General features: G+C 64.3%; 23 protein-coding genes. 15 read left to right on the forward strand and 8 right to left on the reverse strand.

Features of this window, described 5'->3' with window-relative positions; all coding sequences use genetic code 11:
* Positions 1-195 precede the first annotated feature (195 nt).
* Complete coding sequence (locus NFG58_RS04150) at positions 196-558, forward strand: RidA family protein (RefSeq protein ID WP_045991015.1); 363 nt, start codon at positions 196-198, stop codon at positions 556-558.
* Between the two features lie 183 nt (positions 559-741).
* On the opposite strand, the gene NFG58_RS04155 is transcribed toward NFG58_RS04150, so the two are convergent.
* The 4 genes from NFG58_RS04155 to NFG58_RS04170 all read right to left on the reverse strand — a co-directional run bounded on the left by NFG58_RS04155 (position 742) and on the right by NFG58_RS04170 (position 4931).
* Positions 742-2250, reverse strand: a complete 1509-nt coding sequence (locus NFG58_RS04155) for an ABC transporter permease subunit (protein ID WP_108131372.1) — start codon at positions 2248-2250, stop codon at positions 742-744.
* Entirely contained in the window at positions 2247-3080 is an 834-nt protein-coding gene (locus tag NFG58_RS04160) for an ATP-binding cassette domain-containing protein (protein WP_108131373.1), read from the reverse strand. The genes NFG58_RS04155 and NFG58_RS04160 overlap by 4 nt, the downstream gene beginning before the upstream one ends.
* Positions 3080-3958 (reverse strand): putative selenate ABC transporter substrate-binding protein, encoded by an 879-nt coding sequence (locus tag NFG58_RS04165; protein ID WP_181248571.1) that lies wholly within the window; start codon positions 3956-3958, stop codon positions 3080-3082. Before NFG58_RS04165 ends, NFG58_RS04160 begins: the two co-directional genes overlap by 1 nt.
* Before the next feature lie 115 nt (positions 3959-4073).
* The gene (locus NFG58_RS04170; RefSeq protein WP_045991062.1) at positions 4074-4931 is read right to left on the reverse strand and encodes a MurR/RpiR family transcriptional regulator; all 858 of its coding nucleotides are present in this window, start codon (positions 4929-4931) and stop codon (positions 4074-4076) included.
* Between the two features lie 331 nt (positions 4932-5262).
* Between NFG58_RS04170 and zwf the strand changes: the two genes are divergently transcribed.
* The 5 genes from zwf to NFG58_RS04195 all read left to right on the forward strand — a co-directional run bounded on the left by zwf (position 5263) and on the right by NFG58_RS04195 (position 9465).
* Positions 5263-6762 carry a glucose-6-phosphate dehydrogenase gene (gene zwf / locus NFG58_RS04175; protein ID WP_045991016.1) on the forward strand — a complete coding sequence of 500 codons (1500 nt, stop codon included), beginning with the start codon at positions 5263-5265 and terminating at the stop codon, positions 6760-6762.
* 1 nt (position 6763) lies between these two features.
* Positions 6764-7447, forward strand: coding sequence for a 6-phosphogluconolactonase (gene pgl, locus NFG58_RS04180; protein WP_108131374.1), 684 nt, complete (start codon positions 6764-6766; stop codon positions 7445-7447).
* 18 nt (positions 7448-7465) lie between these two features.
* Positions 7466-8128, forward strand: coding sequence for a bifunctional 4-hydroxy-2-oxoglutarate aldolase/2-dehydro-3-deoxy-phosphogluconate aldolase (locus NFG58_RS04185; protein WP_045991018.1), 663 nt, complete (start codon positions 7466-7468; stop codon positions 8126-8128).
* A gap of 197 nt (positions 8129-8325) precedes the next feature.
* Complete coding sequence (locus tag NFG58_RS04190) at positions 8326-9006, forward strand: NAD(P)H-binding protein (RefSeq protein WP_108131375.1); 681 nt, start codon at positions 8326-8328, stop codon at positions 9004-9006.
* 36 nt (positions 9007-9042) lie between these two features.
* Entirely contained in the window at positions 9043-9465 is a 423-nt protein-coding gene (locus NFG58_RS04195; protein WP_108131376.1) for a hypothetical protein, read from the forward strand.
* A 51-nt stretch (positions 9466-9516) separates the two neighbouring features.
* On the opposite strand, the gene NFG58_RS04200 is transcribed toward NFG58_RS04195, so the two are convergent.
* Genes NFG58_RS04200 through edd form a run of 4 tightly spaced genes read right to left on the reverse strand, consistent with a single transcriptional unit; the run spans position 9517 to position 14341 of the window.
* Entirely contained in the window at positions 9517-10473 is a 957-nt protein-coding gene (locus NFG58_RS04200; protein ID WP_045991021.1) for a carbohydrate kinase, read from the reverse strand.
* A gap of 18 nt (positions 10474-10491) precedes the next feature.
* Positions 10492-11478 carry a D-hexose-6-phosphate mutarotase gene (locus NFG58_RS04205; RefSeq protein WP_045991022.1) on the reverse strand — a complete coding sequence of 329 codons (987 nt, stop codon included), beginning with the start codon at positions 11476-11478 and terminating at the stop codon, positions 10492-10494.
* Positions 11475-12443: a glucokinase gene (gene glk, locus NFG58_RS04210; protein ID WP_108131377.1), complete on the reverse strand. Its 969-nt coding sequence runs from the start codon at positions 12441-12443 to the stop codon at positions 11475-11477. Before glk ends, NFG58_RS04205 begins: the two co-directional genes overlap by 4 nt.
* 8 nt (positions 12444-12451) lie before the next feature.
* On the reverse strand, positions 12452-14341 hold the full coding sequence (gene edd / locus NFG58_RS04215; protein WP_045991024.1) for a phosphogluconate dehydratase: 1890 nt from the start codon (positions 14339-14341) through the stop codon (positions 12452-12454).
* A 274-nt stretch (positions 14342-14615) separates the two neighbouring features.
* Between edd and NFG58_RS04220 the strand changes: the two genes are divergently transcribed.
* The 9 genes from NFG58_RS04220 (at position 14616) to NFG58_RS04260 (ending at position 23894) form a co-directional block, all read left to right on the forward strand.
* The gene (locus tag NFG58_RS04220) at positions 14616-15734 is read left to right on the forward strand and encodes a GNAT family N-acetyltransferase (RefSeq protein ID WP_181248585.1); all 1119 of its coding nucleotides are present in this window, start codon (positions 14616-14618) and stop codon (positions 15732-15734) included.
* Positions 15735-15886: 152 nt separating this feature from the next.
* Complete coding sequence (locus NFG58_RS04225; RefSeq protein WP_231498460.1) at positions 15887-17269, forward strand: sigma-54 dependent transcriptional regulator; 1383 nt, start codon at positions 15887-15889, stop codon at positions 17267-17269.
* Positions 17270-18187: 918 nt separating this feature from the next.
* Positions 18188-18538, forward strand: coding sequence for a hypothetical protein (locus NFG58_RS04230; RefSeq protein WP_045991026.1), 351 nt, complete (start codon positions 18188-18190; stop codon positions 18536-18538).
* A 53-nt stretch (positions 18539-18591) separates the two neighbouring features.
* Entirely contained in the window at positions 18592-19104 is a 513-nt protein-coding gene (locus NFG58_RS04235; RefSeq protein ID WP_045991027.1) for a hypothetical protein, read from the forward strand.
* A 2-nt stretch (positions 19105-19106) separates the two neighbouring features.
* Positions 19107-19748: a hypothetical protein gene (locus tag NFG58_RS04240; protein WP_045991028.1), complete on the forward strand. Its 642-nt coding sequence runs from the start codon at positions 19107-19109 to the stop codon at positions 19746-19748.
* Positions 19749-19823: 75 nt separating this feature from the next.
* A complete protein-coding gene (locus NFG58_RS04245) occupies positions 19824-20975 on the forward strand; it encodes a hypothetical protein (RefSeq protein ID WP_108131379.1) in 1152 nt (383 codons plus the stop codon).
* A gap of 129 nt (positions 20976-21104) precedes the next feature.
* Positions 21105-21809, forward strand: a complete 705-nt coding sequence (locus NFG58_RS04250) for a C39 family peptidase (protein ID WP_108131380.1) — start codon at positions 21105-21107, stop codon at positions 21807-21809.
* 69 nt (positions 21810-21878) lie between these two features.
* On the forward strand, positions 21879-22667 hold the full coding sequence (locus NFG58_RS04255; protein ID WP_124802684.1) for a hypothetical protein: 789 nt from the start codon (positions 21879-21881) through the stop codon (positions 22665-22667).
* A 150-nt stretch (positions 22668-22817) separates the two neighbouring features.
* On the forward strand, positions 22818-23894 hold the full coding sequence (locus tag NFG58_RS04260; RefSeq protein ID WP_231498461.1) for a transporter: 1077 nt from the start codon (positions 22818-22820) through the stop codon (positions 23892-23894).
* The last annotated feature ends 56 nt before the right edge of the window (positions 23895-23950 follow it).

Raw genomic sequence — 23950 nt, forward strand, 5'->3', positions numbered from 1 at the left:
GACTATGTCGCCGGGGTGAGGGATACCTGACATCGCAAAAGAGGCAAAAGCGCGACAACAGACTATCTGGCGCAGGGAGAAGTTGGCTATATTGGGCGGCTGTCTAACGTTGCAGAGAAGACACTGGTGAAGAGGTGGTCGAATCGGCTGTCTTTTCGAGATTTTTTAGAAATACCGACTTTTTTGGAGAGAGCGATGAGCATTCAGCGTCACGACACCAAGACCCGCATGAGCCGCGCCGTCATCCACCACGGTGTTGCCTACCTGTGTGGTCAGGTCGCCGGACCGGACGCCCGTCAGGGGGATATCACCGCCCAGACCACCAGCATGCTGGAGCGTGTCGATGAGCTGCTGGCCGAAGTGGGCAGCGACCGCGAGCATCTGCTGAGCGCCACCATCTACCTGCAGAACGGCGAGGACTTTGCCGCCATGAACGCGGTATGGGACGCCTGGGTGCCGGAAGGCCACGCCCCCGCCCGTACCTGCGTGTGCGCGCCGATGCCGGCCAAGGAGCTGAAGGTCGAGATCACCGTCACCGCCGCCGTCAAGGGCCTGTAACAGAGCCGCAGTGACATAGCCGTTGACGTAGCCGTCCGCTCGAACGACAACGCCGGCCCCGTGGCCGGCGTTGTCGTTTGTGTTGTTTTTGAGGCACTGGTCCTGGCGTCAGGATGTGCCGGATAAAGCGCGTGTGCCGCCCTTCAAGACGTCTTGTCTTCGGTGCAGGCAGGGGTCTTCCCTTCAGCGCAGACAGGGGTCTTCCATGGGTGGCTCACAAGGCCTCAGACGGCGAGCCAGGGCGTCGACGGCGATATTGAGCAGGGCGGTGATCACCAGCAGGGCGAAGGCCACGTCGAACATCAAGGTCTGGAAAGCGTCGTCGATATTATCGCCGAGGGTGGCGACCCCAAGCATGCCGAGCAGGGCGCTTTCGCGCAGGATCACCTCGGCGCGGTAATAGACCAGCGCCAGCATGCCCGGGTACAGCCGCGGCAACAGCTCGTAGGCCAGCCGCCCCGAGGCCGGGAGTCCCGGCATGCCGGGCTCGATGGCCTGGGCGTGGCGACATACCAGAAAGGCGATCAGGGCGCCGTTATGCAGCGCCAGGGCCAGCCAGGCCGGCAGCAGCGATGGCCCCAACAGCAACAGGAAGACGAAGGCCAGCATCAGCTCCGGGGTCGAACGCAGAAAGATCAGCAGACCCTGGCCGATGCCCTGGCTGACGCGATTGCCGAAGTGGCGCGATGCCAGGGGCCACAGCACCAGGGCGAGCAGCAGGGCGCCGACGGTGCCGAGCAGCCCCAGCAGCAGGGTATTGGCCACCGCGCCGACGAGGTCGGGCAGTTCGGCCAGCCAGCGGAGCACACCGCCGATGTCGCCCTCAAGCAAAGCGCGGGGCCAGATGTCTACGCTGACGAAGCGCCATAACAGGCCTGGGTCGATCTCGGGCCAGGGACCCAGCAGCCACACGCTGGCCAGCCCCAGCGGCAGCAGCAGGCGCCGATGGGCCCACCAGGGCAGGGTGGCGACCAGCAGGTAAAAGGCCCACAGCAGGGCGCCGGCCTCGAAGTAGCGACCCTCGCGAAAGGCGCTCTCGAGTTGGTAGCCCAGCGTCGGCAGACCGACAAAACCCAGCAGCACGCTGCTTCTGAGCGCGCACTCGAAGCGGTAGCGGGTGTAGGCGGCCAGTTGGGCGAAGGCCTGGGGCAGCTCGGTATAGGCCAGCCGGGCAAGGCGCCCGGTACCCTCGGGCAGCGCCGCCTGGGGCGCCTGGGGCGTCTGCTCGAGGATCTCGGCGTAGACCTTGGCGAAGATGCCGGCGTAGGGGATCGCCAGGGCCGCCAGGGCGGTCAGCGCGGACAACCCGAACACCTGCAGGAACAGCAGCGCCCAGAACAGCTCATGCACTGCCCGCACCGCGGCACTGGCCGCGCGCACCAGGCGTGAGCGGGCGTAGACCAGCGCCAGGGGCAGCCCCAGCACCACGCCGGCCAGGGTGCCCCAGAAGGCCACCGCGATGGTAAGGCCGATGGCCTGCAGGGGCGTCTCGATGGCGCCGAAGTCAGGCAGCGCCAGGCCCATTGCCATGCGTCCGAGTTCGCCCCAGGGATCGCGGCTCAATACTTCGAGGTCGGCCAGCGGAATCGCCAGGGCAGCCAGCACCACCAGCCACAGGCTGTGGCGTGCCAGGCGGGCACCGATACCGTCGCCGGCCAACAGGCCTGGGCGTGTCGCTTGCGCGGCGCTCACGGTCGTGCCTGCTCCTCGCCGGCCTGGTGCGAGGCGTGGCGAGCGCTGGCCTCGGCCGGCGAATCGCTGTTGTCGTCGCGAGCAGGGCTGGGAGCAGCGGGAGAGGAGGCCGTGCGTGACGCACTGGGGTAGAGCGCGTCGAGATCATCGAGGCTTAGATCTTGGCTGGGCGCGTCGAGCACCACGCGACCGTCGGCCAGCCCCCAGACGCGATCGAAGTGGCTCAGCGCCAGCTCGCGCTGGTGCAGGGCCATCACCGTGGTAGCGTGCTGGGCATCGATTCGATCGAGCAGCGCCATGGCCTGGTGGGGGTCGACGCTGGCGACCGGCTCGTCACCGAGAAAGACCTGGCGGCGCTGATAGAGCGCACGGGCGATGGCGACCCGCTGGCGCTGGCCACCCGACAGCCGACCTACCGGGCGCCTGATGGCGCCTTCGAGCCCTAGTTCAGCGCACAGACTTGCGACATCTTCCCAGGCCTGGCGCAGCGGCCTGACCAGGTTCCACAGGTTGACCAGCGCCGAGTGGCGCTCCAGCCTGCCCATGTAGACGTTATGGTAGACCGATAGCTGAGGCACCAGGCCGTGGTACTGGGGACACCAGGCGGCGTGGCGGCCAAGACGGCGGCGCAACTCCGCCAGCAGGGTGGACTTGCCGACGCCGCTTTCCCCGAGCAGGGCGACGCGCTCGCCGGGCGCAAGGCGAAGGTGGACGTCATGCAGCACCCTGTGGTCGGCGTGGCCCAGGTCGACCCCGTCGAGGATCAGTGTCGGGAAGTCACCGTGGCCGTTGTCCCGGCCGCCGGTGACCTGACGTTGGCCATCGTCCATCAGCGCAGCAGGCCGAGGCTCTCGGCGACCGTCTCGATGGGGGCGTACATGCTGTTGTCGGCGGGAATGAAGCCGGAACGCGGGAAGCTCTCCAGCAGTTCGGGATCTTCCATCTCGAGCAGTGCCTGGCGAACCCTGTCGGTAAAGCCTTCGCCGAAGGCCTCATCGGCGTCGCCGCGCAGGGTCCACTGGTAGTCCGGGTAGCTCGGGGTAGACCAGATCACGCTGACCTTGTCGGTGTCGACATCGCCATTTTCCAGCGCCGCGTCCCACACCTTGAAATTGACCGCGCCCAGCTCGTAGGTGCCGGCCTCGACCAGGGCGATGGTGCGTGAGTGATCACCGGAGAAGCCGACCCGTGAGAACAGCTCTTCCGGCGCGGCGTCGAAGCGCTCGCGCAGGTAGTGCTCCGGCATCAGGCGACCGGAAGTGGATGTCTTGGCGCCAAAGGTGAAGGTCTTGCCCTCGATCTCTTCGGGCAGCTGGTCGGCGGCCTCGAGTCCGGTGCTGGAGTGGGCGATGAAATAGCTCTCGAAGGCCGCATCCTCGACGCCCTGGGCCAGCGCCTGGGAACCGGGCACCAGACGACGGGCCTGGACACCGGACAGACCGCCAAACCAGGCCAGCTGAACCTGGTCGTTGCGGAAGGCGGTGACCGCCGCACCGTAGGACTTCACCGGCACGTACTCGACCTCGACCTCGAGCGTCTCGGACAGATAGTCGGCCACCCGCGAGAAGCGCTCCACCAGACGCGATTCGTCCTCGTCGGGGATGGCGGTGAAGCGGAAGGTCTCGGTCTGGTCGGCCAGCGTCGGCAGGCTGAACAGCCCCAGGCTCAAGACGGTCAGAACGGAGGTCAGGGATGGCAGTGATCGCATGAGGCTTCCTGGCAATGGTGTGGATGGCGGCGTGCGGACAGGGACGCAAGACAGGCCGCTATTGTTGTGCCAATACGCTAAGGAGGCAAGCCGAGGAGCGGGCCTGACGTTGTTGTCACTCGTCGACGCTGTACCTTGTGCTGCGCAGGCTGTCCTTGATCTTCTTGAGGTGGTGCAGGAAGTCCTCGCCGCGACGCAGGGTGACGCCGGTGGCCAGCACGTCGATCAGCGCAAGCTGTACCATGCGTGAGGTCATCGGCATGTAGTGGTCGGTGTCTTCGGGCGCGCTGACCGCAAGGGTTTCGGTGCACTGGCGCGACAAAGGTGAGTCCGGCGCGGTGATACCGAGCACCACGGCACCGTTTTCACGGGCCAGGGCGGCGATGTCGACCAGTTCCCGGGTGCGCCCGGTGTAGGACAGTACCACCACCACGTCGCCGGTGTGGCAGGCCGAGGCGACCATGCGTTGCATCAGTACGTCGATGTAGGCGCTGACCGGCAGGTTGAAGCGAAAGAACTTGTGCTGGGCGTCCTGGGCCACCGCGCCGGAGGCACCGAGTCCGAAGAAGTGGATCTGCTTGGCCTGGATCAGGTAGTCGACCATGCGCTCGATGCGCTCGGGAGCGACCTCCCGACTGGCGAGGTCCAGCGCCGCGATGGTGGCGCCGAAGATTTTGCCGCTGTAGGCCTCGGCACCGTCATCGGGTTCCACCGCCTGGCTGACATAGGGGGTGCCGCCGGCCAGGCTCTGGGCCAGCTGGATCTTGAAGTCGGGATAGCCCTTGGCCTCGAAATTTCGGCAGAAGCGATTGACGGTGGGTTCGCTGACCGAGGCAGCTTGAGCCAAACTGGCGATACTCATGCCGGTTGCGGCGGCGGGGTCGGCCAGAATGACGTCGGCGACCTTGCGCTCGGAGCGGTTGAGCTCGTCGAGGCGGGTGCGAATGCGTTCGATAAGGTCGTGGCGAACCATGGTCGAGGTCGGCTCCGTGACGAAAGGCGCGGGCAACTGCGCGGTGGTGCGCGGGCAGCGGCGCATTTATTGGGGTACCCGAGACAATTCTCTCTGGGGATGTGGTGATTTAACTACGTATTGGCGGCTATCCTAGCGCTCCACCGATCTACATCCAACGTATAAGCGCGCCAGCGGGATATTTTGTGTAAGTTTACAAAATATTTTTCAATCTGGCCGTCGAAAGTTGACCATTTTTTTGTAAACTTAGATACCCTGACGGTAAGCAGGACACATCTCGCTCGATAGCCTTCTGCGATATCCAGGGGTCTACCACCAAACGAGGACGGTTATGACACGACACACCCGATCCGGTGACGCCGAGCGTACCGACATCGATCTGGCGTTGTTCGGCGCCCTGGGCGACCTGTCTCGCCGCAAGCTGTTCCCGGCGCTCTACCAGCTGGACCGCGAGGGGCTCTTGCATGACGACACCCGGCTGCTGGGCCTGGCGCGTCAGGACATCGACCAGGAGGCCTTCCGCGAGCGCATCCATGGCTCCTTGAAGGAATACGTCAAGTCGAGCGAGCTCGATGACAAGGTGGTCGCCCGTTTCCTCGATCGCCTGTCCTTCCTGTCGGTGGACTTCACCACGGTGGAAGGCTATGGCGCCATCGCCGAGTGGCGTGAGCAGGGCGGTCAGCAGCGCCCGTTGGTGGTCTATCTGGCGGTGGGGGCGAGCCTGTATGGCGATATCTGCCGCCACCTCGAGGCCAGTGGCAGCCTGGACGAGCAAAGCCGCGTGGTGGTGGAGAAGCCGATCGGCTACGACCTGGAGTCGTCGCGGGAGGTCAACGATGCGGTGGGGGCGGTGTTCCCCGAGTCACGGGTCTATCGTATCGACCACTACCTGGGCAAGGAGACGGTGCAGAACCTGATCGCGCTGCGCTTTGCCAATCCGCTGTTCGGAACCCAGTGGAACCAGAACCATATTTCCCACGTGGAGATCACGGTGGCCGAGAAGGTCGGCATCGAGGGCCGCTGGGGCTACTTCGACGAGGCTGGCCAGCTCAGGGACATGGTCCAGAACCACCTGCTGCAGCTGGTCTGCCTGATCGCCATGGACCCGCCGGCCAACCTCGACGCCGACGCCATCCGCGACGAGAAGGTCAAGGTGCTCAAGGCGCTCAAGCCATTCACCGACGACATGATCGGACGTGACGTGGTGCGCGGACAGTACACCGCCGGCACCAGCGACGGCACCAGTGTACCCGGCTATCTCGAGGAAGAAGGCGCCAATACCCGCAGCCATACCGAGACCTTCGTGGCGATGAAGACCGAGGTGTCCAACTGGCGCTGGGCCGGCGTGCCCTTCTACCTGCGTACCGGCAAGCGCATGCCCGAGAAGCTGTCACAGATCGTGATCCACTTCCGTCAGCAGCCGCACTATATCTTCGACCCGGATCAGCGGGCGCTGGCCGCCAACAAGTTGATCATCCGGCTGCAGCCGGAGGAAGGTATCCGCCTCGAGGTGCTGACCAAGGACAGTGGTCTCGACAAGGGCATGCGCCTGCGCCGTGGCCCGCTGCACCTGGACTTCAACAGCGCCTTCCCCAAGGCACGTATCCCCGACGCCTACGAGCGTCTGCTGCTCGAAGTCATGAAGGGCCAGCAGTACCTGTTCGTTCGGCGTGACGAGGTCGAGCATGCCTGGCACTGGTGCGACGAGCTGATCGCTACCTGGCAGGATCGTGACGAGCCGCCGCGCCGCTATCCGGCAGGCTCCTGGGGACCGGTGGCCTCCATCGCCATGATCACCCAGGACGGACGCAGCTGGTACGAGGACTACTGACATGAGCAGCGAGCAACTTTCTCCGTCTCCCCGAGAGCAACTGGCGCACCAGTTGGCCCAGACCGTGGCCACGGCGCTGCGCGAGGATCTGTCGTCCCAGGATCGCGCCCTGCTGATCGTGTCCGGCGGCTCCACCCCGGTGCCGTTCTTCGAGGCACTGTCCCGGGAAACACTGCCCTGGGATCGGGTCGACGTGACCCTGGCCGACGAGCGCTGGGTCGCTGCCGAGGCCGACGATTCCAACGCCCGGCTGGTCAGGAAGCACCTGCTGATCAACCGGGCCGAGGCGGCCACCTTTGTCCCGCTCACCACCGAACACGATACCCCCGAGGAAGGCACCGACGAGGTCGCCCAGCGACTGAAGGGCCTGTCCTGGCCGGCATCGGTAGTGATCCTGGGGATGGGCGGCGATGGCCATACCGCCTCACTTTTTCCTGACAGTCGCGAACTGGACCTGGCACTGAGCACCGATGCCCATGTGGTGGCGGTGCGCACACCGAGCCAGCCCCAGGCGCGCATTACCCTGAGCGCCGAGCGCCTGCACCATGCCCGCCGCCATTACCTGCACCTGACCGGTGACGACAAGCGCGCCGTGCTGGGAAGCGCCATGGCCGGTGACAACGTACGTGAACTGCCCATTCGTGCCTTTCTTAGCTGCCCGCTGGCCGTCTACTGGGCGCCCTGATTTCCTGGAGCCACGCTCATGACCATTGAAAAACAGCTTCCGTCTACCCGCACCACCGAGCTCGACAGCATCTGCCTGAAGGCCGAGGTGATCCCGGTGATCGTCATCGATCGCATCGAGGACGCCGTGCCCATGGGCCGCGCCCTGGTCGAAGGTGGTCTCAGCGTGCTCGAGGTGACCCTGCGCACCGACTGCGCGATCGAGGCCATCGCCCGGCTGAAGAAGGAGCTGCCCCAGGCCAGCATCGCCGCCGGTACCGTGCTGACACCTGCCCAGTATCGTCAGGTCGAGCAGGCCGGTGCCGACTTCGTGGTGACCCCGGGCGCCACCGAGGCGCTTTACCGTTACGGCGTCGAGAGCCCGGTGCCGATGTTGCCGGGGGTGGCCACCATCTCCGAGCTGATGACCGGCTGGCAGTACGGCTATCGTCGCTTCAAGTTCTTCCCGGCCGAAGCCAGCGGTGGCGTCAAGGCGCTCAAGGCCTTCGCCGGCCCCATTGGCGAGGCTCGCTTCTGCCCCACCGGCGGCATCAACCTGGGCAACGCCTCCGAGTACCTGGCGCTGCCTAACGTCATGTGCGTGGGCGGCTCCTGGCTGACCCCGAAGTCGCTGGTCGACGCCGGTGACTGGGACGCCATCCGCGCCCTGGCCAAGGAAGCCGCGGATCGTTTCCATCACTGAAGCCATCACCGAATGCTCGATGACGAAGCGGCGCTGGCCGCTTCGTCATGATTCCTGAGCTCTCTGCACCGGAAGGGCGTCATGCCTATCCATGTGCTCTCTCGACAGCTGGTGCTGTCCTTGATCCGGCCTCTGGCCGGATTTTTTTTGTCCGCCGCCATGGGATGATGGTTGCCTGAGCGAGCGGAGAAAAACCTATGAAACTGTTGATACTGGGCGCGACGGGGTTGGTGGGTAGCGAGGTGCTGCGCCAGGCATTGGCCCATCCCGACGTCACCGAGGTGCGGGCACCGGTACGCCGACCGCTGACGCTGGAGCACCCAAGGCTAGCCGCCCCGGTCGTCGATTTCGCCGATCTGGAGTCACTGCGACCGGACAAGACTGGACGAGGTGATGCACCGGCGCTGGAGGGGAATGACGAGTTGTGGAAGGCGGATGGCGTGATCTGCGCACTGGGCACCACCCTCAAGGCCGCCGGCTCGCGAGAGGCCTTTCGACGTGTGGATCTCGAGCTGCCGCTGTGGTTTGCCCGCCACGCCAGAGCCGCCGGTGCCGAGCGTTTTGCCTTGAACTCGGCACTGGGCGCCGATCGCGGCTCGCGCTTCTTCTATTCCCGGGTCAAGGGCGAACTGGAAGCCGAAATGACCAAACTCGACTACCCGAGCCTGACCCTGGTCAGGCCGGGCCTGATCGACGGCGAGCGCGCCGAGGTGCGCCACGCCGAGCGCCTGGGGCTCGCGCTTTCTCGCGGTCTGCGTCCGTTGCTGCCACGCCAGTGGCGACCCAGTCCGGTGGCCCGCATCGCCGAGGCGCTGGTGCAGGGCGCCATCAGCGCGCCAGCCGGAAGGCATCTGGTAAAGGCCAGGGACCTGGCCTGACTCAAGCCGTCAACGCAGTGATGGAATAGGCCGTCAATGAACCTAGGATTGCTTTACCGCGTGCTTGGACTACCAGGATTGCGCTTTCTGCTTCTGGTGGTGGGGTACAGCGTCGGTCATGAGATCGCCGATCACCTGGGCAGGGAGTACCGGGGTGGTGTGTCCTGGGGGATGACCCTGGGCTACTACTCGTGGGGGGTTGTGTTGCTGTCGCTGGTCGAAGGAGTCGTGGTGTACCGCTGGTCGCGGCGCTGGGTCAGGCTCGAGTGGTTGGCGGCAACGATCACCGCGGCCATCGTGCTGACCTTCACGGGGATCCTGACTGGACACTCGGGCTCATGGGCGCACCCTTATCGTCTGGCCTGGTTCCAGGGCTGCGCGGTGGCTGCCATCTTTCTGCCGCTGATCGTCCACAGGCGGGTCAATCGCTGGCGCCATGCCAGGGCGGGGAGGCGATAAGCCCTGGCATGGCGGCGGGGGACTTTCGGGTCACCCGAGGTTGTCATGATGTCAGCTGTCGATCACGTCTTCGCGGCGCGGCAGGGCCGCGTAGGCGCCGGGGCGCGTCACCGCGTGGGCGCCGCAGCGACAGGCCAGGGTCAGGGCGCGTTCGAGGAAGGCCTCGTCGTGCTGCCAGTTGGGGCGCTGCCAGTCGTGGTCGGCCAGAGCCGCCAGCAGACCGCCGATAAAGGCATCGCCACCGGCGGTGGTATCGACCGCCTTGACCGGCGGCGGTGTCATGCGCTTGACGCCCTGGGTGGTGTGGGCGGCGACCGCACCGGGACCATCGGTGATCACGATCAGGCGAGCACCGGCGGCCAGGCGTTCGGCCAGCCAGTCGTCACGCGGGTGATCACCCCGCAGGGCGTCGAGTTCATCGGTGGACAGCTTGATCAGGTCAGCCTGGTCGAGCAGGCGGGTGACCAGGCCGACGTCGATGCTGTGCTCGGGCCAGAGGTTGTGACGCAGGTTGGCATCGACGCTGACCAGACAGCCTGCCCGGGAGGCCATCTCGGTGATCGCCAGGGAGGTGGCGGCGATGGCATCGTCCGTAAGGCTGTTGCTACACAGGTGGACGATGGCGGGCTCGCTGAACACTCCATGGGGCAGATGCTCGGTGCGATACAACAGGTCGGCGGCGGGAGGACGATAGAAGTCGAAGGTGCGCTCGCCGTCTGCGTCGCGGGAGACGAAGGCCAGGGCGGTGCGGGCCTCGCGGGTGCGTGATACGCCGGAGACGTCGACGCCGTGGTGCTCGAGCTCACGGGCCAGGAAGTCGCCGAAGTGGTCGTCGCCCAGCATGCCGAGAAAGCGACTGGTCAGTCCCAGTCGCGCACAGGCCACGGCCACGTTGGCCGGCGCGCCACCGGCGTAGGGGGTGAAGGTCTCTGGTCCCTCGGCGGCATCACCGAGACGACTGGAGAGCATGTCGACCAGGGCTTCACCAAAGGCGATCACGGGGGTCATGGCGGGATTCCTCGTCGATCAGTGGTTGTCGGCCAGCGACAGGGTGGTGCCGAGCATATGCTGGGCGCCGGGTACCAGCCACACCGGATCGAGGCGGGTGTTGGCGGACTCGACGCACAGAAAACGGCGGGCGGCGTCCAGCGGGGTGTCCGGGTTGGGTGTCTCGCCGGGATTCCACACCACCACCGAGTCGCTGTTCTGGCGAGCCACTCGCAGGCGGCGCTGGCCGTCATCGAGCACCACCTCGGCGTTGGAATGATAGATACGATCGACGCCTTCACGGACCCCGAGCTCACCCACCTGCTCGCTCTCGGCGAAGCCCTTGAGCTTGTCCAGGTAGCGGGCCCCGACGAGGCCTTCGACGCGACAGGCGAAGACCTGATCCACCGCCAGATAGCTGTGCAGGGCGGCGGTCATCTTCACCGGCGTCTCGCCCAGGTGCTCGGTGATCAGCTCCACGTGCAGACGCTGGGCGTTGGCCTGGACCACCGCACGGGGATGCAACTGGCTGTGCAGGCGCTGTGGCAGTGACAGGTGCACCTCGACGCCGTCTTCGTGCTCGTCCACCGCGTCCAGTTGCCAGTCGGCCTTGCGCGCCGGGCCGTGCATCGGGCCGGAGCGGTCGGGGGACTCGTCGGCGGTGTTCTCGTCGGCGAACCACGGCCAGCACAGGGGGATGCCGCCACGAATCGCACCCGGCACGTCCTGGGGCGTGGGGGTCACCCACAGCCAGCCAGCGGGCACCAGAGGATCATCCGCACCGCTGTCGACGGTGGCTTTGGCGGGAGAAGCGCCTGCGGCTCGCGTGGGGTCGGGCGCGGGAGATGCGCCTGCGGCTCGCGTGGCGTCGGGCGCAGGTTGAAAGTGAAGCACCTGGGCGCCCTGCAACGAGATCGCCAGCTGGCCCCAGCTCTCGTTGGCCACCCAGATGTCGCGGCCGGCCCAGTGGATGTGCCCCTGGCCCTCTACCTCGTCGATACGTGTCTTGAGCGTTGCCGGAATCATTCGACCTCCTCGTTGTGGAGCGCCTCGGCGGCGCCCAGCAGCCCCGTCCACGGGGCCGTGACCACCTGGATGGAGATGGCTTCGTTGTAAGGGCGCATCCTTCCCTTGTTGCAGAAGGCGCTGAGAAACCCACTGTGAGGCAGCCAGTCGATCAGCCGTGGCACGATGCCACCACACAGGTAGACGCCGCCTCTCGCACCCAGGGTCAGCGCAGCGTCGCCCGCCACGTCGCCGAGGATCTTGAGAAAGCGCAGAATGGTATCACGCCCCAGCGGGTCGCCGCGGTTGGCGGCCTCGGTGACTTGAGCCGGCGTGCTGGCGCTGGCCTCCAGACCATCGATCTCGGCCAGTACTCGGTAAAGGTCGAGCAGGCCCTGGCCGCACAGGATGCGTTCCACACTGACCCGGCCATAGCGACGGTGGAGGCGTCGATAGATCTCGAGCTCCTGTTCGTCGGTGGGCGCGAAGCTGGCATGGCCACCCTCGTTGGGCAGTGGCACCCAGGCGCGCCGTGCCGGGAAGAGGCCAGCCATGCCGAGGCCAGTGCCCGGTCCGATGACCAGTCGAGCGGCGTGCCCTTCGGCCTCGCCGGTCTGGATGCTGACCAGATCATGCGAATCGACGTGGGGGACGCCGAGCGCCTGAGCCATGAAGTCGTTGATGACCTTGAAGTCATCCAGGGCAAGGTCACGCTTGACCTCGCCCTTCAGGAAGCTCCAGTGATTGTTGGACATGCTGACCCGTTCGGCGTGCACCGGACAGGCGAACGCCAGGCACGCCTCCCGCGGGGCCTTCTCGCCGCTGGCGCCCACCCGCTCGAGGTAGTCACGGGCAGCTTCCACCACGCCGGGATAGTCGGCACAGGGCAGGGTCAGGATGTCGTGGGGGGCAGTCTTGCCCGGCGACACCAGCGCGAAGCGTGCGTTGGTGCCGCCGATGTCCCCGATCAGCGCTTGGCGTGTCATGGGCGAACTCAGGCGTCCTCGTCGTGGATCTGTCCCTGCTGGCGCTCGAGGTCGTCGGCCTCGAAGCCACCGAAGACGCCGGCGCCTTCCTCGGCGCCCATGGCCAGGTGACGGTAGCCGCCGAACAGCTCGCGACCCAGACCCACATGGTAGTGGTCCAGTTCGGCCACGCGCTTGGGACGATCCCGCCATTCGGCGTCGCTGAGCACGACAGACAGCTCGCCCTTGTCGGCGTCCAGGCGCACCACATCGCCATCACGCAGCCTGGCCAGCGGGCCACCGTCCAGCGCCTCCGGGGTCATGTGGATGGCCGCAGGTACCTTGCCCGAGGCACCGGACATGCGCCCGTCGGTGACCAGGGCAACCTTGTAGCCGCGATCCTGCAGGACGCCCAGGTAGGGGGTCAGCTTGTGCAGTTCGGGCATGCCATTGGCCTTGGGGCCCTGGAAGCGCACCACCACGATGACGTCACGGTCGAGATCGCCGGCGTCGAAGGCGGCCTTGAGGTCGTTCTGTTCCTCGAAGATCTTGATCGGCGCCTCGACGACCCGGTGCTGAGCCTCTACCGCCGACACCTTGATGACGCCACGGCCGAGATTACCCTCGAGCACGTTGAGGCCACCGGTGGCGGCAAAGGCGTTGGATACCGGGCGCAGCACGTCCGGGTCGAGGCTCTCCAGGGGGCCTTCGCGCCATACCAGCTTGCCATCCTCGAGGAAGGGCTCCTGGGTGTAGGCGGTCAGGTCGGTGCCGAATATCGTCGGGATGTCGCCGTGGATCAGGCCCGCACCGAGCAGCTCCCGGATAAGCAGGCTCATGCCGCCGGCGGCCTGGAAGTGGTTGATATCGGCCTGGCCGTTGGGATAGACCCGGGTCAGGCTGGGCACCGCGGAGGACAGCTCCGAGAAGTCATCCCAGTTGATGGTGATACCCGCCGCCGCGGCCATGGCCACCAGGTGCATGGTGTGGTTGGTGGAGCCGCCGGAGGCCAAGAGGCCGACCATGGCGTTGACGATGGCACGCTCGTCGATCTGGCGATAGAACGGGCGGTAGTCGCCGCCGGGCTCGGTATTGCGGATCGTCTGTTCGGTGGCGAAACGAGTCAGCGCTTCGCGCATGTCGGTACCGGGGTTGACGAAGGAAGCGCCCGGCAGGTGCAGCCCCATGAACTCCATCATCAGCTGGTTGGAGTTGGCGGTGCCGTAGAAGGTGCAGGTACCGGGGCTGTGGTAGCTCTCGGACTCGGCTTCCAGCAGCTCGTCACGGCCGACCTTGCCCTCGGCGAACAGCTGACGGACGCGGGCCTTTTCCTTGTTGGGCAGGCCGCTGGGCATGGGCCCGGCCGGGATGAAGGTAGTCGGCAGGTGGCCGAAGCGCGCCGCGCCGATGAACAAGCCCGGCACGATCTTGTCGCACACGCCAAGATAGAGGGCGGCGTCGAACATGTTGTGCGACAGGCCCACGGCGGTGGCCATGGCGATGACGTCGCGGGAGAACAGCGACAGCTCCATGCCCGGCTGGCCCTGGGTGACGCCGTCGCACATGGCCGGCACTCCGCCGGCGAACTGGGCGGTAGAGCCCATCTGGCGGGCGCTTTCGCGAATCACCTCGGGAAAGGTCTCGAACGGCTGGTGCGCCGACAGCATATCGTTGTACGACGAGATGATGCCGAGGTTGGCGCTATTCATCAGCTTGAGCTGATTCTTGTCCTCGCTGCCGCACGCGGCAAAACCGTGGGCCAGGTTGCCGCAGGACAGTTCGGAGCGATGGACGCCGCGACGATGCTGGGCCTCCATGCGCTCTTCGTAGAGGGCGCGCCTTTGCCGAGAGCGCTCACGGATGCGCTCGGTGACGCGGGCGACGGTGGGATCGAGCGAAGAAGCTTGCTGGCTAGCCATGGTCAACCTCAGACGTGTTGATGCGGGTCAGGTACGTAACTTTACCAAATAAAAAGCCAATTTCCTCCCCCTTGACCGAGTGCTTTGGTCGAATATGTAGTTTTTTTACAGGGAGTGGCCGGTGGTCGCCGCCTTCGACGATCTCGGCGACGAGCACCTCCAAAGTCTGGCACTCTGTGGCTGAATCGCAAAGTGCAAGGAGTGGGTTGTGACGCCATCATCCCCGCAGCAAGAACAGGGCGGCCACGCCGAGGAAGGTCTTTCGGTCAAGTGCCTGGAGACCGTCGCCGAGGTGCCGGCCGAGCACTGGAACGCCCTGGTGGACCCGGACCACCCCTTTGCCCGTCACGAATTTCTCGATGCGCTGGAGGCCACCGGTGCGGTGGGGGAGGGCACCGGTTGGCAGCCTCGACATCTGACGCTGTGGCGAGGGGCGCGACTGGTAGGCCTGCTGCCGTACTACCTCAAGGAGCACTCCTGGGGCGAGTACGTGTTCGACTGGAGCTGGGCGGATGCCTGGGAGCGTGCCGGGGGGCGCTACTACCCCAAGGCGGTGAGCGCGATCCCCTTCACCCCGGCGCCAGGCCCGCGCCTGGCACTGGCAGAAGGTGAAGACGAGCAGACCGTCATGGCCATGCTGGCGAGCCAGTGGCAAGACGACCCCGGGCTATCGGGCTGGCATCTGCTGTTTGCCGAGGACTCGGAGGTGGCCGCCTGGCGACAGGCCTGTCCGGGCCTGATCGCCCGAAGCGGCGTGCAGTTTCAATGGCGAGACGAGGGCTTCGGCGACTTCGAGGGATTCCTGGCGGCGATGACATCGAAACGGCGCAAGGAAGTAAGACGCGAGCGTCGCCGTGTCGCCGACCAGGGCATCGAACTGCGGCGCCTCGAGGGCAGCGAGATCGACGAAGCGGCGATCCGCCACTTCTTTCGCTGCTATCGCATCACCTATCTCGAAAGAGGTACGACAGGATATCTAAGCGAGGTATTTTTTCAGCGGCTTCGCCGTCATATGCCGGAAAACCTTGTGCTTGTTCAAGCTTTTGTTGAAGGCCGCCCGGTGGCCGCCGCGCTCTGCCTTCAGGGAACTCGAACCCTCTACGGTCGCTACTGGGGCAGCGAGGTGCTGGCCGACTGTTTGCACTTCGAGGCCTGTTACTACCAGGGTATCGAGCACTGCCTTGCGCGAGGCCTCGACTGCTTTGACCCCGGAACCCAGGGTGAGCACAAGGTGTCCCGGGGCTTCGTCCCCCGCCGGCTGACGTCCTTGCATCATGTCAATGATCCCCGCCTCAACGATGCGGTAGCGCGATTTTGTCAAGAGGAAGCCCGACAGCTCGAACTGTATGTGGCGGCGGCCCACCGTGGACTACCGTTTCGAGGTAGAGCGTAATACGGTGCTATGATTCAACCGATACTCATGTGAGATAACGATTACATTACGCAGGCGCAGATGGATCGAGGGCGGTCGGGTTCGTAGTCGCGCTGGCGCGACAGTCCGATCGTTGCTGGTGTCTGCGGGCGGTTGGGTTCAGGGGACAGGCGATGGACGTCAAGCAACGTTGCAGTTGGTGGATCGGCGACCCCGGTGGTCGTGCCGGCCACCTGCTGGAGGGATTGCAGTCGAGTGGCTGGCAGATGCATCCGCTGGTGTCGCCGCTGTCGGATTGCCGCTTGCAGCCTGATGACCCTTGCCGGGTCGGCATCATGGTACTGGAGGACCTGTCCTGTCAGGACCTGCGCCATCTGGAACCGCTGATCCTGAAAAGCGAAAGGCCCTGGATCGCGGTCGGCACCTCGGATCAGTGTGACGACCCCGAGATGCGTCGCATCATGGCCCACCTGAGCCACTCCCTGGTGTCGCCCCAGGTGGATCTGCTACGCCTGTCGATCCTGATGGAGCACGCTGCGGAACTGTCGATGCTGCAGCAGCGCGACCGTGAAGAACAGCGCATGTCGGCCGCCGCCGAAGACAGCGAGTACGAGTTCGTCGGTACGACGCCGGTGATGTGGAACCTGTTCAAGACCATCCGCAAGGTGGCGGTGGTCGATGCCCCGGTGTTCATCAGCGGGGAGTCCGGTACCGGCAAGGAGCTGACGGCCCAGGCCATCCACGAGCGCTCCACGCGTTCGCGCCAGCCCTTTCACGCCATCAACTGCGGCGCCCTGCCCGAGCATTTGATTCAGTCAGAGCTGTTCGGCCACGAGAAGGGCGCCTTCACAGGTGCCTCGCAACGCAAGATCGGTCGTATCGAGGCGGCCGACGGTGGCACCCTGTTCCTCGACGAGATCGGCGACCTGCCGCTGGAGCTTCAGGTCAACCTGCTGCGCTTTCTGGAAATGCGCTGTATCCAGCGCGTCGGTGGGCTCGAGGATATTCCGGTGGACGTGCGCATCGTCGCCGCGACCCACGTCAATCTCGAGCTGGCGGTGAAGGAGGGACGCTTTCGGGAGGATCTCTATCACCGGCTCAATGTGCTCCAGGTGCAGGTACCTGCCTTGCGCGAGCACTCGGAAGATATCGAGATCCTGGCGCGTTTCTTCTTCGAGCGCTTCTCCTGCGAGAAGGCCTCCTGTCTGAAAGGCTTTTCCCGAGAGGCGCTCTCGGTGATGCAGCGCTACCATTGGCCCGGCAACGTCCGCGAGCTGATCAATCGGGTTCGCCGGGCCATGGTGATGTGCGAAAACCGCCTGATCCAGCCCGAGGACCTCGGCATCGAACGGCGTGGCTTGAACCGCCACCAGATAACGCTTGAAGAGGTTCGCGAGGAAGCCGAGCGTGATGCGCTGCTCTCGGCGCTGGGGCGCAACAAGTACCGGGTCAACGCCGCCGCCAAGGAACTTGGCGTCTCCCGGGTGACCATCTATCGGTTGCTCGACAAGCACGGTATTTCACGTACGCCTCCCCAGGAGGCCGCCTTTTCCTGACGGCCTGGTGTCATTGATTCTGTTCGAGCGATAGTGAAGAGGCGTTATCGGCAGGTCTCTCCTCGCAGCGCTCTCTTCTCTCTATATGACATCTCGGCTATATGACCTCTCGGCAAACCACTCTTTAATAGCCCCGCTGCAAGCGGGGCTTTTTGCATCCAGGTTCCAGTGCTCTGCTATCTGGGGGCTTTCTATCGCCCTGGCATCTGGGTCCTTCTATCACCCTGGTATCTGCGTCCTTCTATCACCCTTGTATCTGCGCTCTGACATCCGGATCCGATTATCGACGTTGAGAGATCGCGGCAAGATGTCGACGCTATGCGGACGAAGCTGATGCTTCGTACTCCCGAAAAATGGGCCTGGCGCAAAAGTGTTGCTTTGTTGAAACATTGGCCAGAAGGACAGTGTTGAAGTGGTGAATGTCTAAAAAATACCTTTTATATCAGTATATTGCTTGTTGATGGGTCAGTTTTAACTGTGCTCAATCATGCGATTTCTGACATTTCTCCCCCATCCGTACAAGGTGCCGGCTTCCCTCGTAACGCGAATGTCGTCCTTGAACACACCCTGCCACATTTTTTTGCTGTTTCTTCTGAAACCCCCGCCTCGCGGGCCCTTCAGCACGATAGTGCCAGGCTGGCAGCGTCGCTTTGCCTGTTTGTCGCTATCGCTCAGTTCTGTGCTGTACCAGTAACGGTACTTTTTGGAAAACCACCGACAAAACAGATAGTTGACGATGTTTTGTGCTGTTTTTTCTCATCGGCTGAAGGTGCGTTGTTTCATCCGCTTAACACTCTTCATTTCGCACAAAAATAAAAATGCCTATAAATCAACAGATTATAAGTTGGCACGGCGATTGCTCTGTTCTTTGTGCAGGAGAAACACTGCAACGGGAACAGGACCCGAGGAGACGCCGACATGAACCAGACGATCGCAAACAGCCGGACCCTAGTCCTTGGCGCGTCCATCGCGATCGGTGTGGCGCTGGCCGCCACCGGATCCATGTCGGCCCGATCGGACACCGCGATGCTCGACGAGCAGCAGGTGTTCGGCGCTCCCGGGGAGCAGCACCTCGTCAATGACGGGGCGCTGGACACAATTCGAGGCCGCTTCGTGCCGGAGCAGGGAATCGACGCCGACGGCGTCATCCTCTGGGACGAACGGCCGGGACGAGGTGCCGGAGGCGGGGGCGACGACAGCAGCCATCGCGCAGCCAACGGGCTGAACAACCGTCAGAGCGCCAACGTCACTACGCAACGGGACTGGTGATCACCATGGGACACCTGAAGCACAAAGAAGGGCAAGGGGGGAGCGGGAACGCCGTGACGTGCCAGTGGCGTCTGGCCCTGGCCGCAGCGGTAGTAGCGGTGGGCCTGGTCGGTGTGGGGACCGACCAGAGCCTCGGCGCCGATCTTCGCCCCGGCGTCCAGCCCGGCGAGATCATCATGCTGCGAGAGGTCGAGACTGCGCCATTCGGCTACGTCAATCGCGAAAGCGGGCCGATTCGTGGCCGTGCCGACCTGATGCACAGCAGCAACATGGCGCGCAGCGCCACCGGCAGCGTTCACACCCGCATGGGTGGGGTCTCCGCGATCATGCTCGATGACACCCGGGCGGCCAGTATCTCCGCCGGCGTAGGCCGCGGCATGAGTCAGATGCACCGCGCCCTGGGTACCGGCGCCAATCTCGGCACCGGCCCCCTGGGCAGCAGCAATCGGGTAGCGACCTCGGTCGGTGGCGGATCGGCAGCCGGTGGCAGCGTGATCGGGGCGACCTCGGGTATCGCCAATACCGTGACTGGCGCGCTGGCGCCCCTGACCGGCGGGAGGCGCTGATCATGCGGATCTTCAAGCCTTCATTCGTGCCGGTACGGCTGACTCGCAGCCTGGTGCTTACCGCCGCCTTCGGGCTGGTGATGGTGAGCCCGGACCCGGCCCAGGGCCAGGACCTGAGCGGCCTGCGCAGCAGCAGCGTGATCAGCGGACAGGCGCTCAGCGGTGTCAGTGGTGTCGCGGCGGCCAACCAGGCCGCGGGCAACCAGAATCTGCAGTCCAACAGCGGCGCCCTGGCCATCGGTGATGGCGCCACCATCAACAATCGTCTGGTGCAGCAGGTGCGCATCGACGAACGACTCGCCGGCATGGAGGTGGGCACCGCCATCAGGGAGGGCGCCTTTAGTGGAGCCTCCGGGTGGATGTCCGTCAACCAGGCGGCGGGGATAGGCAACCTTCAGAGCAACAGCTTCGGCATGGCTCTGGGGAGCACGGTCAGCGGCCTGAGCGACGACAGTCTGCAACAGGTGCTGGCACCAAGGCAGGGGCTGAATGGGTCGAGCAGCAATGGCTCCGACAGCGCCATCCGGAATCTCGAGATCGATGAGAGTACCTTCGGGGGCGCCAGAGGAGTGATTCAGGTCAACCAGTCAGCCGGCACGGGGAACGCCACTCGCAACAGCTTCAGCTATCGCTTCAACCAATAGAGCAAGCGTGGAAGACAACGAGTGACGTCAATAAAAGCAGTGAAAAGACAGTACGGTTCATTCAGGAGAACGATCATGAAAACTTTCGAAAAAGCACCGCTCGCTCTGGCCATCTCTGCACTTCTGGTCGCACCGGCGGCACTGGCGGACAACAGCTTTGACACCGATTCCTACATGGATTCCGACGTCAACAACCGCTACGACGTTCATATCAAGAACGATTCCCACACCTACAAGCGGCTGGGTGCGCTCGGTGGAGCCCTGGTTACAGATGACAACTACTCCGGCGCCACCGTGGACAGCAAGCAGTTCAGCGACAACAACTATGCCACGCAAGACCTGACCACCAATGACGCGACCCTGGGCGGCAATGCCCTGCAGGGTGCTGCCGGTAATATCGGTGCCAACGTGGCCGCCGGTGACAACAACCAGCAGGCCAACGACGCCGCGCTGTCGTCTTCCGACGCGGCCACCGTATTCGGCCAGGCGGCTTCCTTCTCCTTCCAGTCCACCTCCAACAACATGACTGGCATCACCGGCAGCCCGAACACTGCCCTGATGGGTGGCAACGCCCTGCGTAACGCCAGCGGCAACATCGGCGTCAACGTCGCGGCTGGTATCGGCAACGCCCAGCACAACAGCCTGGCGGCAGCCGTCAACACCGCCAGCGGCAGCGCCGACGCCACCACCGGCGGCGTCCAGGCCAGCTACAACAACAGCACCACCACCGCAGGACAGGTCGTGACCCTGGAAAGCGGCTCCGAGTTCAGCGCCGGCGTGGTACTGGGCGGTGGCTACATCGGTGGCGGTGTCGGTAGCTACGAGGGCAACTGGGAGCAGACCAACGACGTCTATCCGGAAATCTGGCAGGGCGGCGATAGCCACCCCGGCGGCGAGTCCCTGTGGGGCCATGCTGACTTCGACGACCAGGGCCCGGATGGCAACGACGGTCGTTTCGAGGGTGAAGAAGGCGGTTCTCTCGGCTTCGTCGAGGCCGGTCTGATTGGCCTGGCCGGCACCGCTTCCGGTTCCAGCAACTCCTTCAATGAAGTGCTGGTCTACCAGGAAAATACTGCCACCCTGGGCGGCAATGCCCTGCGCGGCGCCACCGGCAACATCGGCGTCAACATCGCCTCCGGCACCGGCAACATGCAGCGCAACTCGCTGTCGATTGCCTCCAGCATGGGCGGCGCAGCCACCGGCGGTGGCGCGGGCGAAGCGCAGTAATCCGTTCGATCCAATCGGTACTTCCCCGGCCCATCTGGGTCGGGGATCTTTCCAACAAGACACGACCGCCAAAGCTCACCAAGAAGCTGGCCAATACGACACTCACCATCTGGATACGGGGGACAGGTCATGACACTGCCACGCTGGCCGCTGGCCGCGGCACTGGCCATCGGCCTCGCACTACCACTCGGCAACACCCAGGCTGCCACCATTCGCCTGGGAGGGATCGTGCCGGGGACGGTGATCAACAAGGACGTGCAGTCCATCCGTGAGCGTCGCTACGAAAATCTGGTCGAGCAGCGCACCGACTTTTCCTGTGGTGCCGCTTCGCTGGCCACCCTGCTCAAGTACGCCTACCAACGTCCCGACACCACCGAGCACGACGTGCTGGCGGGGATGCTGGAGGTAGCCGACCTGGAGCTGGTACAGCAGCAGGGCTTCTCCCTGCTGGATCTGAAGAACTATGTCGAGACCCTGGGCCTGCGCGGGCGCGGCTATGAAGTCGACGCCGAGACCCTGGATGACGTCTCAATTCCGGTGATCGTCCTACTGGACCTCAACGGCTACAAACACTTCGTGGTCATGAAGAAGGCCAGCGCAGATCGCGTCTATATCGGTGATCCGGCGTTGGGCAACCGGGTGATGTCCCGGGACGAATTCATGGCCGCCTGGAACAATATCATCTTCGCGGTGGTGGGCGACGGCTTCGATCGCTATACCGCCTTGCTCGATCCGCGCCAGCCTTTGACGGCGCATCGAATGAAGGACGTGTTTTCGCCCGTCTCACGCGAGCAGATGATCGACTTCGGTTTCCGTCACGCTGAACTGTTCTGATAACGATAACGCTCTTTCGGCAAGGCTCAGCGGCGAGCAGGAAGGCGCCGTCGATCAGGGGGCAACACCATGATGGGACATGACAGGGGACCAGGGCTGAAATACTGGGCAATGCTGTTGGCATTGTCGTTGGCTCTGGGCGCACCGGCAGCGTTGGCTGCCACCACCGACTTTGACCGCTTCGAGGGTTTCAGCGAGGCGCGTCAGCTATCCGACAGTGAACTGGGACAACAGCGCGGGCGCTTCGCCGATAAGGGGCGCCTGATGTTTTTCGGGGTGCAGATGGTCAGCGAATGGCGCACCGCGGCGGGGGATCATCTATCTGCCGGGGCGCAGATGCTGGGTGATCTGAGTCGAGGCCAACCCACGGTGAGCTTCCAGCCCACCATTACCGTGGTGGAGAGCGCCGCGGGTCTGGCAAGTCTTGGCAACGGTGCAACGATAGTCGATCGGGGCACCGCCAACGCCTCCGGCGTGGTGCAGTCGATCCAGGCGGGGGGGGACTTCAACGTCGCCGCCAATGACCTGGTCATCGATGTCATGGACGCCTCGAGCTTCGGTGGAGTGAGCCCGGACACCAGCGGCAATCTGACCCGCTCCATCGCCGGCAGTACCATCGCGGTATCCGCCGTTGGCAACAACATGAGCGTATCCGTGGACATTCCGGGTATGGGCAGCATCAGTCAGGCCATTGTACCCGGCGGCGGGCTGAATCAGGCGATCCAGCTCTCCAGCAACATGCAGCAGGTGCGCAACCTGACCCGGCTGCAGCTGTATATGGGTAACCAGGCCGGGGTGGGAGACAGGGCGGTACCCGGCATGCTCAGCGGCATCAAGTCCGCGGCGGCACTGCGTTGACAGCTATGAAGGATTTGGCCGTCGTAAACGCACAATTTGACTACACTTTACCAGGAGTGTCGGGGGACCCTGCTGGAAGGGGAGCAGAAGGGCGCAGTAGACGCTCGACAAGAAGTACAAACGATTTCATTCGGGGACAAGGAGATCGACGTGAATATCGTCATCAACAGGACGCTCTGCCCGCCGTTGGCGGGCCTTTTACTGGCCGGTGCTGCGGCGCCTGCTCTTGCACAACAGACCGTCGGAGCCGAACAGCAAGAAGCGCTGGAATCCCAGGAGGCCTCGCGCAGCGTGCAGGATATTTTCCGCGAGGAGCACGCGCTGTTTTCCGATCGCCTGACCATCGAACCCGGGATCACCTACACCTACTCGGATCGGGATAGCCTGGCACTACGCGGCTTTCTGGCACTGGACGCCATCTTTCTCGGCGAGCTGAATCTCGACAATGTCGAGACCCACATTACCACCCTGGATATCAATACCCGTTATGGCCTGACCGATCGGCTGGAAGCCAGCATCAATGTGCCCTTCGTCTATCGCACCACCACCATCCAGTCCATCGGTGGTGAGTTCTCCACAGAACGCAATGTGGAGGATGACGTCGATGAAGCCGGGCTAGGTGATATCTCGGCGAGCCTGTCCTACCGGCTGCTGCCGGAGACCGTGGAGAGGCCCGACGTGGTGGTCAGTCTGGGGGTGCGTGCGCCCACCGGCAAGGACCCCTACGGCATCGAAATCGAGCAATCCGATACCGCCGGTAACCTGTCGGTTCCCAAGGAATTGCCCACCGGCAACGGCGTCTGGGGCGTGACTGCCGGGGTGTCGGTACTCAAGACTCTGGACCCGGCCATCGTCTTCGCCAACCTGGGCTACACCTACAATATCGAGGAAGATTTCGACGATATTTCGGCGGGTGAGGGTGATCAGCGCGCCGATGTGGATCTGGGTGACAGCATCAGCGCAGGCTTCGGTACCGCCTTTGCCTTGAATGAGCGGCTGAGTCTGGCGTTGTCCTACTCCCACGAATATATCCGCAAGACCGAGATTACTCCGGAAGGTGGCAATGAGACCGAGGTTATCGGCAGTGACGCCACTATCGGGGTGTTCAATATCGGTGGCACCTACGCCATGACCGATTCCACCTCGGTGGTCACCAACCTGGGCATCGGCATGACCGATGACGCCTCGGATATCAGCCTGACCTTCCGTATGCCGTTCCAGCTATAGAGCGGTTGGCATTTAACCAGCGCAAGAACGCTCGCCAGTGAGTCGGCTGACCCTCG

Origin of the sequence: Halomonas sp. RT37 (genome assembly GCF_040070525.1) — a bacterium.
Classification (GTDB): Bacteria; Pseudomonadota; Gammaproteobacteria; order Pseudomonadales; family Halomonadaceae; genus Halomonas; species Halomonas litopenaei.

Bases quoted from the DNA above. Each gene is read 5' to 3' on its own strand.
- NFG58_RS04150 (WP_045991015.1), top strand. From the start codon at position 196: ATGAGCATTCAGCGTCACGACACCAAGACCCGCATGAGCCGCGCCGTC.
- NFG58_RS04160 (WP_108131373.1), bottom strand. From the start codon at position 3,080: ATGGACGATGGCCAACGTCAGGTCACCGGCGGCCGGGACAACGGCCAC.
- NFG58_RS04165 (WP_181248571.1), bottom strand. From the start codon at position 3,958: ATGCGATCACTGCCATCCCTGACCTCCGTTCTGACCGTCTTGAGCCTG.
- NFG58_RS04170 (WP_045991062.1), bottom strand. From the start codon at position 4,931: ATGGTTCGCCACGACCTTATCGAACGCATTCGCACCCGCCTCGACGAG.
- zwf (WP_045991016.1), top strand. From the start codon at position 5,263: ATGACACGACACACCCGATCCGGTGACGCCGAGCGTACCGACATCGAT.
- pgl (WP_108131374.1), top strand. From the start codon at position 6,764: ATGAGCAGCGAGCAACTTTCTCCGTCTCCCCGAGAGCAACTGGCGCAC.
- NFG58_RS04185 (WP_045991018.1), top strand. From the start codon at position 7,466: ATGACCATTGAAAAACAGCTTCCGTCTACCCGCACCACCGAGCTCGAC.
- NFG58_RS04190 (WP_108131375.1), top strand. From the start codon at position 8,326: ATGAAACTGTTGATACTGGGCGCGACGGGGTTGGTGGGTAGCGAGGTG.
- NFG58_RS04195 (WP_108131376.1), top strand. From the start codon at position 9,043: ATGAACCTAGGATTGCTTTACCGCGTGCTTGGACTACCAGGATTGCGC.
- NFG58_RS04200 (WP_045991021.1), bottom strand. From the start codon at position 10,473: ATGACCCCCGTGATCGCCTTTGGTGAAGCCCTGGTCGACATGCTCTCC.
- NFG58_RS04205 (WP_045991022.1), bottom strand. From the start codon at position 11,478: ATGATTCCGGCAACGCTCAAGACACGTATCGACGAGGTAGAGGGCCAG.
- glk (WP_108131377.1), bottom strand. From the start codon at position 12,443: ATGACACGCCAAGCGCTGATCGGGGACATCGGCGGCACCAACGCACGC.
- edd (WP_045991024.1), bottom strand. From the start codon at position 14,341: ATGGCTAGCCAGCAAGCTTCTTCGCTCGATCCCACCGTCGCCCGCGTC.
- NFG58_RS04225 (WP_231498460.1), top strand. From the start codon at position 15,887: ATGGACGTCAAGCAACGTTGCAGTTGGTGGATCGGCGACCCCGGTGGT.
- NFG58_RS04230 (WP_045991026.1), top strand. From the start codon at position 18,188: ATGAACCAGACGATCGCAAACAGCCGGACCCTAGTCCTTGGCGCGTCC.
- NFG58_RS04240 (WP_045991028.1), top strand. From the start codon at position 19,107: ATGCGGATCTTCAAGCCTTCATTCGTGCCGGTACGGCTGACTCGCAGC.
- NFG58_RS04245 (WP_108131379.1), top strand. From the start codon at position 19,824: ATGAAAACTTTCGAAAAAGCACCGCTCGCTCTGGCCATCTCTGCACTT.
- NFG58_RS04250 (WP_108131380.1), top strand. From the start codon at position 21,105: ATGACACTGCCACGCTGGCCGCTGGCCGCGGCACTGGCCATCGGCCTC.
- NFG58_RS04255 (WP_124802684.1), top strand. From the start codon at position 21,879: ATGATGGGACATGACAGGGGACCAGGGCTGAAATACTGGGCAATGCTG.